We start from the raw sequence: 17,033 nt of genomic DNA, 5'->3' as shown, positions 1-17,033 counted from the left end.
TTTTAAAGTCCCTACTATCATAAATAAAAATCCTGTCTGGTCATCTTCAGACAGGATTTTTCTGTTATCTCTTTTTTGAAAAAAATGGTTTTAATCGGGCCACATAACTCTCGATCGCGTTCGGAATCTGACCAAAAAGCTGGTTTCTGACAGGGAGCCGCTGCTCTCGATGCTCCTGTCTCGTCTGCTTCCGTTCGGCACGCGGCCGCTCCATATAACGGACAAACTGCTCCGTAAGAAACTTTACATACTCTTCGGGTTTCAAAACGAAAGAGTCCTTTCATCAGTTTTTCTGGATACAGCGTGTCCATTTTTGTAAGTGTTCATACATTCAGAAGCATTATGGATTTGTTTTCTCAAACCAGGTGACAGGCTGGCCGTCAGGAAGACGGTAAATCATCCGATCCGTTTCCGTATTCTGTCCAGAGTAAACCGTAAAGGTGACAGCAACCTGTTCACTGCTTTTCAGTGCTGTGAAGGTCACAGTACCGGAATCATAGCTGAAATGTCCGCTTTCAGGGAGTGATGTACTGCGTACGCGTTCCCCAATCTCGGCAAGTGCATTTTCTCTTAACTGCTGAATCTGAAAATGAGCGTAAGAGGATTGAAAAAAATTTCGGTCACTTGCCATCAGAAAAATCGCGTGAAAAACGAAAGCGATCAGAAGTGTTGAAACGAACAAGGTGACCGGGAGAATAAAACCGTTCTGATTAGTCAAGGGAATTGTTAACTGCCTCCTTACCAAGATAAGTACTGTCTACCAGAAAATAAGATCGATGCTGCTGATCCACCAGATGAATAAACAGGTATCTGCCATCGGTGTCGAACCGCACGCTTTTTATTCTTTGCAGGACAATCTCATACCCTCTGTCGTCAACGGACCGGACCAGCCGACCCTTTGAATCAAGTTTGTACGTGATTTCCTGATCATCTTTCAAAAGAATCAGCGTCCTGTTGCCATCTGAACAGCTGATCGCATTTGATTGATGCAGTTCCAGTGCAGTCTGTGAAAGGAAAATAGTGATTTCTTTTCTCAGGCCGACATCATCCTGAAAACGGCTGGCCAGTATTCCTGCTGCACAGGTCACGAGCAGGAGGACGACCGAGAATATGCTGAGTCCTAATAATGTCGACAGGAGTGTGAATCCATCCTGTTTTTTCATTTTCTTGCCTCACTGCGTAACTGATAGTGCCGGTTGTCATAAGTCCAGCTGACGGAAAGAATGGCTTCCTTCCCGGTTTTTTTCTCCCATTTCAGGTCAAAAGGATAGCTGGAAACAGGCTCAGGAATGGACTCAGGCGAGGCTTTCCATCTGACGAGATGATAACGGAGGAGTTGCAGTGCCTCTGTTTTTTGCTGAATCACCTGACGTTCTCTGTAAACATGAGGGATGACCGGCAAGAGCATCAGGATGACGATCGTGAGGATACAAATGGACAGGGCTGCTTCTGTAAAAAATACACCGCGTTCAGCTTGTTTTGTCAATTCTGAATCTCCCCTGTCCAAGATAAATGATCAGCTCGTATCGAATATTTCCGAGAAAAAAAGCATAGGTCCCTGATTGAGAAAAAGTTCCCTGAGAGGTGATAAAAATCGTCTTTTTGTTTAAATTACTCGCCATCCACAGCCGTGGATGCAGCGGCTTTTTGGTTTCTTTCCGATTTTTGAGTACGGAAAAATAATCCTGATCTGTGTTAAAAATAATTTTGATCATGGTGGATGAAGAAATGGCATCCATCTGTGCATCACTTATCGTCTCGCGCAGCTCCTCTGAAAAATGCTTCATATTCTGTTCGTCTGCGGTTCGGGACAATGCCAGAAAAGAGATGGGGGCAATAATGCTGATAACAGACAGAACAATTAATAGTTCCAGTATTGTAAAGCCTTTAGTCTGATACGGGGGCATGGACATCACCTGTTGTCGCATCATACGTTAACGCCGCACCGTCCGGAGTCGTCACGGTGTCAAGATAGCCTTCCGTGATCAGTGTATCAAGGTCCGGAGGCAGAGCCCCGTCATGATCCATCTTGTATGCAGCGACCTGTGCCTGAACGAGTTCAACAGTAGCTTCTGTGCCCTTATTTTGAACCACCCCCTGTGTTTTTGTCATTTGCGGAACGGCGATCAGAAGAAGTATGGAAATAATCATCAATACAACCATCATTTCGATCAGTGTGAACCCGCGCTGCGTTGTAAGAACCAGTTGACGAACTTTGTTCAGCATCAATAAAACCCCTTTTGACAGTGACTGTTTTTGGGGAGGGGGGGCGGCTTTAAAGCTCTGGAAAATGAACAGAAATGATCGTTGGGGAATGAGCAAAAATCATAAGGGCAGATAAAACAACGAGGTTCATTTGGGGTACAGACTAATACTTTGACATCAGCATCTCGTTTTCCTTCGTTAAATTGTGTCGGGACTGTGAACAATAATGAAACAACTTGATCTATCAGACTTGTTAAAAAAACTGGAAACGATTAAAGTAGACATATTGTTACACCAGTGAAACCTTTTTGTAATAGACAGGGTAGATTAATAGTTATTCCGAACCTGAGGTGAGAAAAAATCAAAAGAAAAACCGTTTTACTCATAGCAGTTCCCGTCCTTACTGCGGTACTGATTCTTGCAGGGGTGACCTATTATCAGTCCACTCATTTTAACAGACATGTCAGCATTAACGGCATTCAGGTCGGCGGACTGAATAAGCATGATGTGATTCATAAGCTAAAAAATGTCCATCTGAAAAATGATATCTATATTGGCGAAGAGAGGATTTTCAATGGCGCTGATACGGAAACAGGCTTCTCATCTGAAGATTTGCCTGAGATAGAAAAGCTTCTGAATAAGCAAAAGACCTGGTGGCCTTCCTCGAAAGAAAATCACTTTACAGTATTGCCTGCCAAAGCGGATCAGAACCGGATTCAGACGCTGAGAAAACAGGCAGAGACGAAACTTAACTCGCTGAATAAAAAAAGACAGGCACCGGTGGATGCTGCGGCTTCACTGGTAAACGGCCGGGTGATCATCACAAAAAGCAAAAAGGGCAACCAGTTTGATGTCGAAAAAATGCTGGATAGTTTTGACAAAAAATCCAGTCACAGTGATATCCATCTGGAACCCGTGTATCTTCAGCCGCTTGCAGCAGACAGCCCGACCGTTAAGAAGGAAATGAAGTCGTTACAGGAATTACTTCAGCGGACTGTGGTTTATCAGGTACAGAATAAAAAATACCCGTTACCTGCAAAGACGCTGATCAGGAATGCTTCGGTTACGAAGGATTTAAAAGTAAAAGTTGATCCCGAGCCTTTACGTGCTAAGATTGGGGAAATCAACCGTTCCCAGTCCACGTTGCATAAAAACTTTCCCTTTCGGACGCATTCAGGAAAGAACATCACAGTTAAAGGGCAATCCTATGGATGGACAATTGATGTGGACAAAGAGAGCGCCCGCCTGAAAAAGGCGTTTGAGTCAGGCGAAAAATCATTGCGTGCCTATTATGTCTACGGTGTCGGCTACAGCACCTATGGAATTGGTTATCATACCACTGAGAATAACGGGATAGGGTATACGTATGCCGAAGTATCGATTGAAGATCAGCGTATCTGGATTTATAAAAACGGGAAAATGGTGCTGACAACCCACGTGGTGACAGGACGACATGATACCCGAGAGGATACACCAAAGGGATTATGGTATATTATGTACAAAGAATCCCCCTCAACACTTGAGGGCAGTGAGGCGGGGAATCCGAATTATTCAGTTAAGGTTTCTTACTGGGCGCCTTTTACCATGAGCGGATGTGGATTCCATGACGCCGGATGGCGCAAAAACTGGGCGAAGGATGCCTATATTCATAACGGTTCCGGAGGATGTGTCAACACACCGCCGGCTGTCATGAAGACCGTCTATGAAAATCTTGAACAGAACGAGCCGGTGATTATCTATTGACAAGATTTACGGAGGGATCAGGTTGAATCATGAAACGGCCGATAAACTGCTCATTCTATATGATAACTGGTGTCCTCTGTGTGTGGGAATAAAAAATCATCTTGAAAAGCTGGACTGGTTAAGCAGACTGAAGCTGATTGGCTTCAGAGATCAGGAAAATCTGAAGGATTTGGCTGTAGATGGAAAGAATCTGGCAAAGCGTCTGCATGTCATTAGCGGGAAAACATCGGAAATATTTTCAGGCATAGATGCCGTTATGGCTATCACATTACGGGTTCCGCTGCTCTTACCAGCCTGGCCGGTTCTCTATTTGTTGAATAAAATGGGCCTGGGCAGCAGGCTCTATGACTGGATTGCTACCCGGCGTAACATCATTCCGGTCGGCAGATGTAAGGATGAAAATTGCAGGCTGAAGTGACAAAATGTACAAAAGAAGGAGAATCCTCTGATCAGAGGATTCTCTTTTTTCACCTGTGGGGATTTTCAGGTGCGAAAACGGTTTTTATAAAAATATGACAATAAAAGGAACAAATTCTGATTCTCAGTTTATCTGGAATGAAATGGGTTACAATCAAACTGAACGGTACAGTTCCGATCAAGTCATGTGATAGAAGGGTGAGGCTATGAACCGGAATGCTCAATCTTCAAGAGCCCGAAAAAAGAAGAATCAGATTCTTCAGGCAGCCAAAAAGCTCTTTCTGGAAAAAGGTTTTGCCGCAACAAGTATTGATGAAATCAGGGAACAGGCTCGCGTTTCCAAGCAAACGATCTATTCCTACTATGAAAGTAAAGAGGACTTACTGTTCGATGTGATTGAACATCAACTTTTTCTTTTGTCTGACGATGCATGCTCAGAAATGTTAAAAAAACTGGATTTTTCAACTCCTCCTGATGTTGAAAAATCCCTTGTACTCTTCTCCAGGAATCTTCTGGACCATTTTATGCAGGTCGATTATCTGAAACTGGCCCGAATGGTCGTGGCTGAAGTGGTACAGTTCCCGGAACTTGCCCGGCTTTTTCGTGATGCGGTACCTGTGCGTGGTCTGAATAATGTCGAAAAACTACTGATGAAGGCCAATCAGTCTCCATGCGTCACCATCGACAATATTGAAATCGCCGCACGGAGTCTCGTCGGAACGCTCATTACTTATGTTTTTATTGACGGAGTACTTTCAGAAAGCAAAGGTTCGAATGCGCTTACAGATGAACAAATCAGAAATATTGTTCGCTTTTATTTACCATCTATTCTGACAACACATGTTTTCATCCGGCAGGAGGGAGATCATTCATGAAATTGCAGGTGGGTCTTGATATTGGATCGACTACAGCGAAAATGGTAGCGATCAATCCGGAACATAAACTGGTTTTCAAATCCTATCGCAGACATTTTTCTGAAATCAAAAAAACGGCTGTACAGCTGCTCCATTCTTTATTTAAAAAATTTCCATCAGCGGTTCTGCAGCTTCATGCAAGCGGATCATCTGGCATCAGTCTGTCGGAGGAACTCGGGGTGCCCTTTGTGCAGGAAGTCGTCGCCTGCACTCAGGCGGTGAAAGCACGGAATCCGAATATTGATGTCGTGATTGAACTTGGAGGTGAAGATGCCAAAATTATCTACCTGACACATGGTATGGAACAGCGGATGAACACAGCCTGTGCCGGGGGCACCGGTGCGTTTATTGATCAGATCGCCTCTCTGCTTCAGACAGATGCCGCAGGGTTAAACAAACTCGCAGAAGGGGCGGAAAGAATTTATCCGATTGCTTCGCGCTGCGGCGTCTTTGCTAAAACGGATATACAAGCCCTGGTGAATGACGGTGTACGCAAAGAGGATATTGCAGCCTCTGTTTTTCAGGCCGTTGTGAATCAGACGGTTTCGGGACTTGCCTGCGGCCGCCCGATCAAGGGCAACGTGGCCTTTCTCGGGGGTCCGCTGACTTTTTTGCCAGAACTCAGACATCGATTCATGGAAACCCTGAATCTGACACATGAGCATGTCATGGAGTCGGATGATGGTCAGTATTTTGTTGCAATAGGTGCAGCCATGGCGGATTCATCGAACGACAGTATCGATATCGGAAAGTTCATCGGCCAGCTGGAAACGATGAACAAGGCCTGCCGTTCCGTGTCTGTCGGCAGACAGGACGCTCTATTTAACAGCCCTGAAGAATGGGAAACTTTCAAACAGCGCCATGCCAGGGCCAGGGTGCATAAAGGATCTCTTGAAAATTACAGAGGGAACAGTTTCCTGGGGATTGATGCCGGATCCACGACAACGAAGATTGTTCTGACCGGCCGGAATGATGAGATCCTCTATTTTTATTATGACAACAATAAAGGCAATCCGATTGAGTCGGTCAGAAAGGGTCTGCGCCGGCTGTTTGAACAGCTGCCTGATCAGGTTCATATCGCCAATTCAGTAGTGACCGGTTACGGTGAAAAATTGATTCAGGCGGCTTTTCAGATTGACAGTGGTGAAGTAGAGACGATAGCTCACTATCGGGCGGCCAGGAAATTTCAGCCGGATGTGGACTTTATTATTGATATCGGTGGCCAGGATATGAAATGCATGAAGGTTAAGGATGGAGCGATAGACAGGATTATGCTGAATGAAGCCTGCTCCTCCGGCTGCGGATCCTTCCTTGAAAACTTTGCCGACACACTGGGGTATTCGGTCAAAGAATTTGCACGGCTGGCCCTGTCTTCAAAGGCTCCGGTGGAACTGGGTTCAAGATGTACGGTATTCATGAATTCAAAAGTCCGCCAGGTGCAGAAGGAAGGTGCCTGTATTGCCGATATTTCTGCCGGTCTCGCCTATTCTGTCGTCAGCAATGCATTATTTAAAGTGATCAAGATGAGAAATGTCGACGAAATGGGGGACCATATTGTCGTTCAGGGCGGGACATTTTTAAATGACGCGGTCCTTCGTGCCTTTGAAAAAATGACAGGGAAAGAAGTGGTTCGTCCGGATTTATCCGGGCTGATGGGGGCCTATGGCTGCGCTCTTCTGGCCCGGGAAAGGAGCAGGGAAAAAGCGGACTCCTCGCTGCTCTCAGCGCAGAAAATTGATTCGCTGACTGTTAAAACGAATCACGGGAGATGCAGAGGATGCCAGAATCGCTGCCGTCTGACGATTACCCGCTTTCCTGATAAACGGATTTTCATATCCGGTAATCGCTGTGAAAGGGGGGCAGGGAAGGCCAAAAAGAAAATTACCGTTCCAAATCTGGCGGAAGAAAAACTCCATGTTCTGTTCGACCGGCCCTCACTTAAAGCTGAGGACGCCATACGTGGAACGATCGGCATCCCGCGTGTGCTGAATATGTATGAAAACTACCCCTTCTGGCATGCCTTTTTTACCGAATTGAAATTTCGCGTAGTCCTTTCTGATCCGTCCAGCCGGCGAAATTTTGTGAAGGGAATGGAAACCATACCGTCAGAGGCCGTGTGTTACCCGGCGAAACAGGTACACGGGCACATCGTTAATCTGATCGAAAAAGGGGTATCCATCATCTTTTATCCTGCGGTTGTTTATGAGAAACAGGAGAGTGTCGATCAGGATAACCACTATAACTGCCCGATTGTCTCCTCCTACCCTGAAGTGATACGCGTCAATATGGATATTCTTGCGGAAAAAGGGATCCGCTTCATTCAGCCATTTGTTTCACTGGATAAACCGTCGGCGCTGACTCGTGAACTGCATGCCTGCTTCCCGGATATTCCATACAGCGAATTACGAAGAGCTCTGAGTAAAGCCAAAAAGGAAGACATGGCTTTTCATGCCTGGATCCGCCACCGGGGTGAAGAAGTGGTAGCAAAGCTTGAACATTCAGGTCAGACAGGAATTGTACTTGGAGGGCATCCATACCATCTGGATCCCGAAGTGAATCATGGCATTCCAAATGGAATTGCGAAGATGGATATGGCTGTTCTGACAGAAGATTCTGTCTGCCACCTCGCGAAAAAAAGAGTATCCCGGAGTGTCGTGAATCAATGGACTTATCACAGCAGGCTGTACCGTGCTGCAGAGACTGTCAACGAGCATCCGAATCTTGAACTTGTTCAGATTACATCATTTGGTTGCGGTCTGGATGCTATTACAACTGAAGCGGTTCAGGAAATACTGGAACGTGGTCATAAACTGTATACATGGATTAAGATGGATGAAAACGGCAACCTCGGCGCTGTACGGATCAGACTTCGCTCTCTGAAAGCGGCGATCAGAGAACGAAAAGGTCAGCCGGACCAGAAACTTCCTGACGGTCCTCCCTCACCTGCACCTGTTTTCAGCAAAGAAGACAGAAAAGGATATACGATTCTGGCTCCGCAGATGATACCGGCTCACTTTGCTTTGTTTGAGAAAGCCTTCGCTCTGCACGGATACCACCTCGAAGTGCTGAAAAAGATGAGTACCGCTCAGGTCGAAGAAGGTCTGAAATATGTCAATAACGACGCCTGTTATCCGGCTATACTGACCGTCGGACAGCTGGTAGCGGCTCTGAAATCCGGTAAATATGATCTGAAAAGGACCGCCGTGATTCTGACTCAGACAGGCGGAGGGTGCCGGGCGACAAACTATCTGGCGTTATTGAAAAAGGCGCTGATCAGCGCCGGTTTCGCCAATGTTCCGGTCATCTCACTCAATCATTCGACTGCTCTTAATCAGCAGCCAGGATTCAAAATTACCCTGCCGCTTGTTAAAAAGCTGGTCGTTTCTGCCTGCCTTGGTGATTTGCTTCTGAAGCTCAGATTTGCCATCCGGCCGTATGAAGAAGAAAAAGGATCAGCCGACAGAATGTTTCACCTGTGGCTCTCCCGTTGTTCCAATCTGCTGGAAACATTTACGATGAATAAGTATCGAAGAACAATCAGCGCTATCATCGCCGATTTTAATCAGATCCCTGTAAACTCAGAACAAAAGCCGAAAATTGGTATTGTCGGGGAAATTTATGTTAAATTCAGCCCATTTGCCAATAACCATTTGATTGAAACCATTGAGTCCGAGGGCGGAGAAGCCGTTGTTCCAGACTTTGTAAATTTCTTCCTCTATGGACTGTATAATCGCACATTCCGCCGGGATCATTTTGGAAAGGGCGAAGTGCCGGTCCTGATCGGAGACGTTGCCACTCAATATATTGAGCATTACCGGACACCGGTCCGTCGTGCACTGGCAGAAAGCGGACGCTTCGAGCCGCCAAAACGCATTGACGAGATTGCGAAGAAAGCCTCCGGAATATTAAGCATCGGCAACCAGATGGGCGAGGGCTGGCTGCTTCCGGGTGAAATGGCCGAACTGATTGACTCCGGTTGTAAAAACGTGATTTGCGTTCAGCCTTTTGCCTGTTTGCCAAACCACATTCTTGGCCGCGGCATGTTCAATGCGCTGAAGAAAAACCATCCGGATGCCAATCTCGTCTCCATTGACTACGACGCCGGATCAAGCCAGATCAACCAGATTAACCGGATTAAATTAATGATCAGTGTTGCCAAATCAAATATGTTACAGCATGCGGGTGAGTAATATATTGAAAATATGCCGGCAGAGAGGAATAATTTGACGGCATGTTTTCTTCACTTAATTATGAAAGCGCTATCAACATTTGATCTTGTTTTCCTGTATAATATGATTATCAGAGGTATTTTCAGATGTGATTAAAAAACAGATGAAAGCAGGGGAGAATTTATATGAACGCAGCTTTCCTGATTACTCCGAAAAGCGAAGTGAAGTACGTGTACGATCATTGGACGATGAGACAGGCAATGGAGAAAATGGAACATTATCGCTACTCAGCCATCCCGATTCTGAATAAAAAGGGGAAGTATATCGGTACGTTGACAGAAGGGGATCTGCTGTGGGAATTAAAAAATCACCAGGATCTCGATTTTAAGGATACTGAGGATATTCCGCTGAGCTCTGTCGAGAGATACAGGGACATTCAACCTATCTCCATTGATGTAGAAATTGAAGATATCCTTGAGAACTCTCTTTCTCATAATTTTGTTCCTATTGTAGATGATCTCGGGGTATTCATCGGCATTATCAGGAGACGCGAAATCCTTTCTTACCTGATGGATTTACGAAAAAAAGAACATTCTGAAACGATATGAAACAGGCAAGGCGAACAATTAAAATCAAATTTAAAACCATTCCGTAAATAAAAATAATTATCGATGGTATGTTCGTAAACATGCCATCGTTTATTTTTTTAACATTTTTTCTGAATCGGAAAAGCATTATTGCCGGCATGACACATTCGCAAATGTGTCCATTACATTGTAACCGCATACACGATAAAATCAAAGTGTAGAAGATGAAAGGGGGCATACAGAATGAAGAAAATCATAAATAAGCCGGAAGATGTTGTTGAAGAAATGGTACGAGGGATTGTGTCGGCAGGCTGCGGCCAGTTGAAGAATATTCCCGAGACAGGCGCTATTTATCGGTCGAACCTGCCAAAAGACAAAGTAGCTTTGGTCAGCGGAGGCGGTAGTGGACATGAACCGACGCACGCTGGATTTGTCGGTAACGGGATGCTTGCTGCAGCTGTCTGTGGATCGGTATTCACTTCACCCACTCCAGATCAGATTTATAAAGCAATTAAACAGGTAGATCAGGGAAAAGGTGTTTTTCTGGTTATTAAGAATTACTCGGGCGACGTGATGAATTTCGAGATGGCCAAAGATATGGCTGAAGCGGATGGCATCAGTGTTGAATCCGTTGTCGTCGATGATGATATTGCCGTTGAGGACAGTACTTATACAGAAGGCAAACGTGGTGTCGCCGGAACCATATTCGTTCACAAAATACTCGGTGCAGAAGCTGCAAAGGGTAAACAGTTATCCGAAATAAAAGCGATTGCCGATCGGCTCGTGCCCAATATCAAGACACTGGGTGTAGCACTTAAAGCGGCGACAGTCCCGGAAGTAGGCAAGCCAGGATTTGAGTTAGGCGACAATGAAATTGAATTTGGTGTCGGCATACACGGTGAACCGGGATACAAACGCGAGGCTCTGAAACCCTCCCGCAAACTGGCTGAAGAAATTGTTTCTAAGCTGCGAACAGCTTTTCAGTGGTCTGAAGGAGACCATTACGCCGTTCTTGTTAACGGACTGGGTGCCACACCTTTGATGGAACAGTACATTTTCTGGCAGGATGCAGAACAATTGCTGAAGAAAGATGGTCTGACGATTGATTTTGTAAAGGTTGGCACTTTGATGACCTCTCTGGATATGGAAGGTATTTCGCTGACCCTCTGCAAGCTGGAGGATGCAAGCTGGCTGGACGATTTGAAGAGAGAAACACATACACTCGCATGGTAAAGGAGATGAGCTGATGGATCAAGCAGTAAAAAAATGGCTGGAGCTTTTTGCGGATAAACTGCATGAGAATAAGGTGTATCTGAGTGAGTTAGACACTGCAATCGGAGACGGGGATCATGGGAATAACATGGCCCGCGGAGCAGACTTCTTATTAAAGAGTTTGAATCCGGCGGATGATATACCGACAATATTCAAAAAAGCAGCGATGGCCCTCATCTCTAAAGTCGGTGGAGCTTCAGGACCGTTATACGGATCAGCTCTTCTGGCCATCTCTAAAAAGGCAGCTGAAACGGATGATCGGACTACCTGGGTTGCTGCGGGTGCCAAAGCCATCGCTCATCGCGGGAAATCTGAAGCAGGAGATAAAACGATGCTGGATGTTTGGCTGCCGGTTCAGAAAGCACTTGCGGAAGATGCACTGACTCATGAAAAAATTGATGCTATTGTTGAACAGACCAAAGATTTGAAGGCGAGAAAAGGCAGAGCTTCGTATCTGGGTGATCGGTCCATCGGCCATATAGATCCAGGCGCTCAATCAAGTGGTTATCTTTTCCATGCGTTCCTGGAAGCGGGTGCTGACCATGCGTGATATCGGTATTCTCTTGGTTTCACATGTTCGCGACATTGGTGATGGTGTTAAGCGGCTGCTGGATGAAGTTGCTGGGAATGTGACGATTAAAGCTGCTGCGGGCACAGAAGACAATGGTGTTGGAACCAGTTTCGACCGGATCAGTGAAGTTGTTGCGTCATTTAAAGAGCCGCGTATCTGGGCTTTTTATGACCTGGGCAGCTCAAAGATGAATCTGGATCTCGTTAGCGAGACGACAGATAAAAACTTAGAGATTAAGGGTGTATCCTTTGTCGAAGGGGCCTATGTTGCGGCTGCGATGCTGCAGGCAGGCGCATCAGAGGATGCCATTGAATCTGAATTGAAACCGCTTAAAGTTAAATGATCGTCTTAGAATGAACAGGTTCTGATGATAGATTATTAACTAATGGAAAAGAATTTTGTGATTCAACTGCGAGAGACGCGAATCGAGGGATACGCTGCTTCAGGGCAGTGCGGGACCGGCCGGAATGATTCGCAGCTGCCGCAGACGGCCGCTAAAGCCAATTAATCTTAACTTCAAACTTATTATACGAGGAGGAAGTTATTATGGAAAAAGTATTTGTCAGCCCGAGTCGTTATGTTCAGGGGAAAGACGTCTTTAAGAAAGCGGATCAATATGTGAAAAAGTTAGGCGACAAGGCTCTGGTCGCAGCTGACGAAACTGTTTGGAAAGTCGCCGCTGAAGGCTTTACTTCGCAGCTTAAAGAAGGCGACATCAAGGTTGTCAAAGAAGTGTTTCAGGGTGAGTGCAGTTTCCGTGAAATCGACCGGCTGACCGAAGTCGGCAAAAAAGAAAAAGTAAATGTCGTCATCGGTCTTGGTGGTGGAAAAACCCTGGACACTGTGAAAGCGGTTGCTGACCATTTGGGTACCCCGGTTGTCTGTGCACCAACTGTTGCTTCAGCCGACGCACCGACAGCGGGTCTGTCGGTTATCTATACAGACGATGGTGCGTTTGACAGCTATCTAAACTATGATAAGAATCCGGATCTGGTTATAGTTGATACCCGCGTTATTGCTGAATCGCCGAATCGTTATCTGGTTTCAGGTGTTTCCGATGCACTGGCAACCTGGATTGAAGCCCGTGCGGTTGCAGAAGGCCACAATAATACCATGTCTGGAAAACAGCCAACTTTAGCCGGCAAGGCGATCGCTGAAACCTGTGAAAATGTCCTGTTTGACTACGCCCTTTCGGCAGTCGAAGCCAACCGCAAAAAAATCGTCACACCGGCGCTCGAAGCTATTGTTGAAGCTAACACACTGCTTAGCGGTCTCGGATTTGAAAACGGCGGTCTTGCCGCTGCGCATGCGATACACAACGGATTTACAGCGTTAACCGGTGATGTTCATCTCCTGACCCATGGAGAAAAAGTGGCCTACGGTGCAATGACGCAGCTGGTTCTGGAAAACAAACCATTTGATGAATTGGAACGCTACATTAAATTCTATCTCGATCTTGGTCTGCCGATCACACTGAAGGACATTCATCTTGACAAAGCGACGGATGAAGAGCTTTATAAAGTCGGTGAAAAAGCAACGGCTCCTGGAGAGACGATCCACCAGATGCCGTTTGCGGTCACAGCGGATGATGTAGTCCAGGCGATTAAAGGTGTGGATGCGTATGTCAAAGATTACAAATCCCGTCATGGACTGGACTGATCGAAACAAGAAAGAATGGAGGTTGGCAGGTCGCGGCTACTTGTTATGCGAAATTAGATGATCACTTTACCGACTGGATCTGGTCTGTGCCACGGCGTCCGGCTGGGTTGTAAGTGAATCGAAAAATAATCACGTACAAGATGTGGCTGCTTTTTTCTCCATCTGCTATTTACCTTCTTCTCAGCTTTCCAATAATCTCATGTTTGAAAAGCATAACCCCGGTTGCCGTACCGGGGTTTTCTTTTACACGATAAGAAAGACATTTTAAGAAAATGCTTAATCTTGATAATGTTGGGTTATAAAGATTCTATGGATAAATGTGAAAGTACAACTAAGGTTTAGCCGGCGCTTGCGGCCTGACTTCACGAGATTTTCTTTATTGGATATTAGTCGCGCTTCTGATGCCGGGAAAGATCTTGAGTAGATTGAAAAGTCTGATCCATAAGCAGTACGATACGTTTGGCGACGAGTTTGGGACTCTCCGGACAGTGATCATACAGCCACTTGATGGCTATGCCCACTATGGCATGACTGTAAAAGTCGCCCATAAAATCCGCAAAATCTTCAGTTATCAATAAATTTCCGGTGTTTTCCCATTCTTCGATCCATTGAATGATCAGCTTTTTCGTCTGCTCCAGCAGATAGCTGCTCAATGAATTCTGTCCGGTAAATTCCAGAACTTTTGTATAGAAATCCTGGTTTTCATAAAGGTAAGTAAAAATACGTTGAATAATCATTGCTGTATTTTCATAGTTCACATAATCTTGAATGTTCTCGATCGCCTCTTCGTAGTAAATCCAGGAAACTAATTCAAATTTATCCTGAAAATAATTGTAGAAGGTTTGCCTGCGCATGCGGCAATGACGCATAATGTCACGAACTGTCACTTTTTCAAACGGTTCTTTTTGTAAAAGATCTCTAAGTGAGTTGGCGATCGTTTTTTTGGTGATTAAAGATCCTGTCATCGGTTCAGCCTCGCCTTCAAACCCTCCCTCCTGAAATTATAACATTGAGAAATTGACGCGTTATAATAAACGAGTGACAATACAGTTAAAAAGGGGGGACAACTGCGGTGAAAAAGATTATTAACAGCAAAGAACACATTATTGAAGATATGTTCCGGGGCATTGCCTTTAATTATCAGGATCGGTTAACTCGAATTGGTCGGACAGGCATTTTCTGCTCGAAGAAGCGGAAGAGAGATCAGGTTGCGGTTATTGGGGGCGGCGGAAGCGGACACGAGCCTACTGATACCGGATATGTTGGAGAAGGAATGTTGACAGCAGCTGTATGTGGGCAACTTTTCACTCCGCCGGGAGCAGATGATATTTTTAAAGCAATCAAAACTGTAGCCGTGCCAGCGGGTGTGCTTTTGGTAGTAAAAAATTTTAAAGCGGATATTGAGAGCTTTAATCGAGCCAGGCAGCGGGCGGCTCAAGAAGGCATTTCTGTTGAAATGGTTATTGTCGCAGATGATATTGCAACCGAACGGCTGGATCGGAAAACATACACATTGACGAAGCGAGGAGTTGCCGGAACGGTTTTTGTCCAAAAAATACTCGGGGCCGCGGCTGCATCCGGGATGAGTCTCAAAGGGCTGAAGACGTTGGGTGATCAAGTAGCTGAATCGACAAAATCACTTGGTGTGGCCTTGTCGCCTTCCACCATAACCAATCAGGATAAAGTCCTTTTTTCATTAAAAGAAGATGAAATTTACTATGGAATAGGTATTCATGGCGAGCCGGGCTATCGGATTGAGAAGATGCATTCCTCGGAACGGCTGGCTATTGAACTAGTCAATAAGCTGAAAAATGCCTTTTCATGGAAAAAAGGGGAAACATTTGCCGTTATGGTCAATGGTCTGGGGTCGACCCCACTCATGGATCAATTTATTTTTGCTAATGATGTGGGCCGACTCATCAATTTGTATGGACTGAAAACGCCAATCCGAAAAGTTGGTAATTACATGACGTCCAATGATATGTATGGGATTTCGCTGACTTTTCTTCGCCTGACTGATCCGCAATGGCTGACCTACCTGCGGATGCCGACAGATGCTTATGCATGGAAATAGAAAAGCGGCAGGAATAGATCGCTTATCGATTTTAGTTCGATGGGGTAAGAAAAATATATGTGGATGACAGGAAAAATTGAGTGACGATGGATTGGACTTCCGCCCTACTCAATGCCAAATAAAGAAAAATAGAGATTCCCTTTTGAGTACAATAGAATTGACATAACTATTGAAAAGGAAGGGATTCCTATGAATCAGTATAAACAACTTCATGGAAAGACGGATGAAATACCACCGGAGCTGGACGGCTACGATCACCTGCAGCAGTTGGTGATTGCGCTAATGAATGGCTCAAAAGTCGTGCTGCCCGGTGACTCGAGAGTTTTCGTCTGGATCATGCCAATGAACAGAAACCGTTGTCGGCTGCCAGAGTGCTGCCCAAAACGATAGTTCAAAATACAGCAGCTGACACCCTGAATGAAGTCCTGTACTATTTAAAAAACAATCCGCCGGAACGTCCATTTATCAGGCATTGAAGGGTCTGTCTGGCTATTCATTTGGGATTCAGAGTCAAAAGGATTCGCTGCTTTTGAATCGAAGACTCTGCGAGAACCCCATGTTGTTTTTGGACTCAAAGCCCATGCCGCAGAGGATACGAGACGCCTGCGGGAAAGCGAGCCGGAGGAGACCCCGCAGGCAGCTGTTTGCCGAGGAGGCTTCTAGATCGCCCGCAGCAAGCAAGCATTCGGCAGCGGTAACAAGAAATGAACTGAAAAAACAATAATTGATCACACGGCCCGATCAAAAAAAGGTTCGCAGCTGATCAGGGGAAAACGGGAACCCGCTTATCCTAAAAACAAAAAAATATTTTGTATTTATTTTTATTTAAAGGGATAAGAGGGGTACCCACAATGACTTGACTCATCCGCGTAAATCGTGCCCTTGACTTAGTGATCAGTCAGGTCCTGAGCCGACACCACTTGACGGACCACCATGGTTAAATAGTGCGTCTACGGTTGTATCCAGTTTAAAAGCCAGTTTAAAAGCCAGGGATAATGTCGGGTCATATTTGTTATTTTCAATCGCATTGATCGTCTGCCTTGAAACCCCGCATCGTTTAGCCAGTTCATCCTGGGATATCTTCTTTGCTTTTCTGAGTTGTTTAATACGGTTATCCACTTTTAATCGCCATATCTTTTCTTATTGAGCAACAGGGCAATGAGAAAAACAACAGAGATAACGGTTAAAAAAATAAACGGGTTAATCGTGTGATCATCTGTTACCAGCGAACTGATAATATCTATAACTAAAATACCTACAGTGATAACAAAAGTCTGCTGGATGGCTTTTGACTTGATATATTGTTTTCTTTCGTCTCCCTGTTTGGCCAATGAAAAAAGCAGGGTGATAATGCATATAAGTGAGATCACGAAACATCCCAAAAAAAGAGCGACCAGAATGCTGCCAGGCTCCATATCTTTC

The 17,033-nt window shown here is 45.3% G+C and carries 20 protein-coding genes; 11 read left to right on the top strand and 9 right to left on the bottom strand.

Annotated elements, in window-relative coordinates:
- Nucleotides 1-64: 64 nt before the first annotated feature.
- The 6 genes from ABNN70_RS12690 to comGC form a co-directional block, all read right to left on the bottom strand.
- Nucleotides 65-265 carry a YqzE family protein gene (locus ABNN70_RS12690; RefSeq protein ID WP_353947998.1) on the bottom strand — a complete coding sequence of 67 codons (201 nt, stop codon included), beginning with the start codon at nucleotides 263-265 and terminating at the stop codon, nucleotides 65-67.
- Between the two features lie 75 nt (nucleotides 266-340).
- The gene (gene comGG, locus ABNN70_RS12685; protein ID WP_353947997.1) at nucleotides 341-718 is read right to left on the bottom strand and encodes a competence type IV pilus minor pilin ComGG; all 378 of its coding nucleotides are present in this window, start codon (nucleotides 716-718) and stop codon (nucleotides 341-343) included.
- Complete coding sequence (locus ABNN70_RS12680) at nucleotides 711-1,163, bottom strand: ComGF family competence protein (RefSeq protein ID WP_353947996.1); 453 nt, start codon at nucleotides 1,161-1,163, stop codon at nucleotides 711-713. Before ABNN70_RS12680 ends, comGG begins: the two co-directional genes overlap by 8 nt.
- Nucleotides 1,160-1,486, bottom strand: coding sequence for a type II secretion system protein (locus ABNN70_RS12675; RefSeq protein WP_129929870.1), 327 nt, complete (start codon nucleotides 1,484-1,486; stop codon nucleotides 1,160-1,162). Before ABNN70_RS12675 ends, ABNN70_RS12680 begins: the two co-directional genes overlap by 4 nt.
- Nucleotides 1,470-1,907, bottom strand: coding sequence for a competence type IV pilus minor pilin ComGD (gene comGD, locus ABNN70_RS12670; RefSeq protein ID WP_353947995.1), 438 nt, complete (start codon nucleotides 1,905-1,907; stop codon nucleotides 1,470-1,472). Before comGD ends, ABNN70_RS12675 begins: the two co-directional genes overlap by 17 nt.
- On the bottom strand, nucleotides 1,888-2,226 hold the full coding sequence (comGC, locus tag ABNN70_RS12665) for a competence type IV pilus major pilin ComGC (RefSeq protein ID WP_353947994.1): 339 nt from the start codon (nucleotides 2,224-2,226) through the stop codon (nucleotides 1,888-1,890). Before comGC ends, comGD begins: the two co-directional genes overlap by 20 nt.
- Nucleotides 2,227-2,631: 405 nt before the next feature.
- Between comGC and ABNN70_RS12660 the strand changes: the two genes are divergently transcribed.
- From ABNN70_RS12660 to ABNN70_RS12615, 10 genes are all read left to right on the top strand, one after another.
- A complete protein-coding gene (locus ABNN70_RS12660) occupies nucleotides 2,632-3,948 on the top strand; it encodes a L,D-transpeptidase family protein (protein ID WP_353947993.1) in 1,317 nt (438 codons plus the stop codon).
- 22 nt (nucleotides 3,949-3,970) lie between these two features.
- Nucleotides 3,971-4,366, top strand: coding sequence for a DUF393 domain-containing protein (locus ABNN70_RS12655; RefSeq protein ID WP_353947992.1), 396 nt, complete (start codon nucleotides 3,971-3,973; stop codon nucleotides 4,364-4,366).
- A 205-nt stretch (nucleotides 4,367-4,571) separates the two neighbouring features.
- Entirely contained in the window at nucleotides 4,572-5,240 is a 669-nt protein-coding gene (locus ABNN70_RS12650; RefSeq protein ID WP_129929875.1) for a TetR/AcrR family transcriptional regulator, read from the top strand.
- The gene (locus ABNN70_RS12645; protein ID WP_353947991.1) at nucleotides 5,237-9,469 is read left to right on the top strand and encodes an acyl-CoA dehydratase activase-related protein; all 4,233 of its coding nucleotides are present in this window, start codon (nucleotides 5,237-5,239) and stop codon (nucleotides 9,467-9,469) included. Before ABNN70_RS12650 ends, ABNN70_RS12645 begins: the two co-directional genes overlap by 4 nt.
- Before the next feature lie 164 nt (nucleotides 9,470-9,633).
- Entirely contained in the window at nucleotides 9,634-10,056 is a 423-nt protein-coding gene (locus ABNN70_RS12640) for a CBS domain-containing protein (protein ID WP_353947990.1), read from the top strand.
- A 222-nt stretch (nucleotides 10,057-10,278) separates the two neighbouring features.
- Nucleotides 10,279-11,268 carry a dihydroxyacetone kinase subunit DhaK gene (dhaK, locus tag ABNN70_RS12635; protein ID WP_353947989.1) on the top strand — a complete coding sequence of 330 codons (990 nt, stop codon included), beginning with the start codon at nucleotides 10,279-10,281 and terminating at the stop codon, nucleotides 11,266-11,268.
- A 13-nt stretch (nucleotides 11,269-11,281) separates the two neighbouring features.
- A complete protein-coding gene (gene dhaL, locus ABNN70_RS12630; protein ID WP_353947988.1) occupies nucleotides 11,282-11,857 on the top strand; it encodes a dihydroxyacetone kinase subunit DhaL in 576 nt (191 codons plus the stop codon).
- A complete protein-coding gene (gene dhaM / locus ABNN70_RS12625; RefSeq protein WP_353947987.1) occupies nucleotides 11,850-12,221 on the top strand; it encodes a dihydroxyacetone kinase phosphoryl donor subunit DhaM in 372 nt (123 codons plus the stop codon). Before dhaL ends, dhaM begins: the two co-directional genes overlap by 8 nt.
- Before the next feature lie 42 nt (nucleotides 12,222-12,263).
- The gene (locus ABNN70_RS12620) at nucleotides 12,264-12,386 is read left to right on the top strand and encodes a hypothetical protein (protein WP_353947986.1); all 123 of its coding nucleotides are present in this window, start codon (nucleotides 12,264-12,266) and stop codon (nucleotides 12,384-12,386) included.
- Between the two features lie 35 nt (nucleotides 12,387-12,421).
- Nucleotides 12,422-13,537, top strand: a complete 1,116-nt coding sequence (locus ABNN70_RS12615) for a glycerol dehydrogenase (RefSeq protein ID WP_353949439.1) — start codon at nucleotides 12,422-12,424, stop codon at nucleotides 13,535-13,537.
- A gap of 386 nt (nucleotides 13,538-13,923) precedes the next feature.
- Here ABNN70_RS12615 and dhaS read toward each other — a convergent pair whose 3' ends face one another.
- A complete protein-coding gene (gene dhaS / locus ABNN70_RS12610; RefSeq protein ID WP_353947985.1) occupies nucleotides 13,924-14,502 on the bottom strand; it encodes a dihydroxyacetone kinase transcriptional activator DhaS in 579 nt (192 codons plus the stop codon).
- Nucleotides 14,503-14,609: 107 nt separating this feature from the next.
- Between dhaS and ABNN70_RS12605 the strand changes: the two genes are divergently transcribed.
- Nucleotides 14,610-15,611 (top strand): dihydroxyacetone kinase subunit DhaK, encoded by a 1,002-nt coding sequence (locus ABNN70_RS12605; protein WP_353947984.1) that lies wholly within the window; start codon nucleotides 14,610-14,612, stop codon nucleotides 15,609-15,611.
- An 894-nt stretch (nucleotides 15,612-16,505) separates the two neighbouring features.
- Here the strand turns inward: ABNN70_RS12605 and ABNN70_RS12600 are convergent.
- On the bottom strand, nucleotides 16,506-16,730 hold the full coding sequence (locus ABNN70_RS12600; RefSeq protein ID WP_353947983.1) for a helix-turn-helix transcriptional regulator: 225 nt from the start codon (nucleotides 16,728-16,730) through the stop codon (nucleotides 16,506-16,508).
- Nucleotides 16,731-16,732: 2 nt separating this feature from the next.
- A complete protein-coding gene (locus tag ABNN70_RS12595) occupies nucleotides 16,733-17,026 on the bottom strand; it encodes a hypothetical protein (RefSeq protein ID WP_353947982.1) in 294 nt (97 codons plus the stop codon).
- Nucleotides 17,027-17,033: the final 7 nt, after the last annotated feature.

The sequence above is a fragment of the Sporolactobacillus sp. Y61 genome (assembly GCF_040529185.1).
In the GTDB taxonomy this organism is placed as follows: Bacteria; Bacillota; Bacilli; order Bacillales; family Sporolactobacillaceae; genus Sporolactobacillus.
Note: the sequence above shows the minus strand (reverse complement) of the source record. Positions and strands in the feature narration are given on the sequence as shown.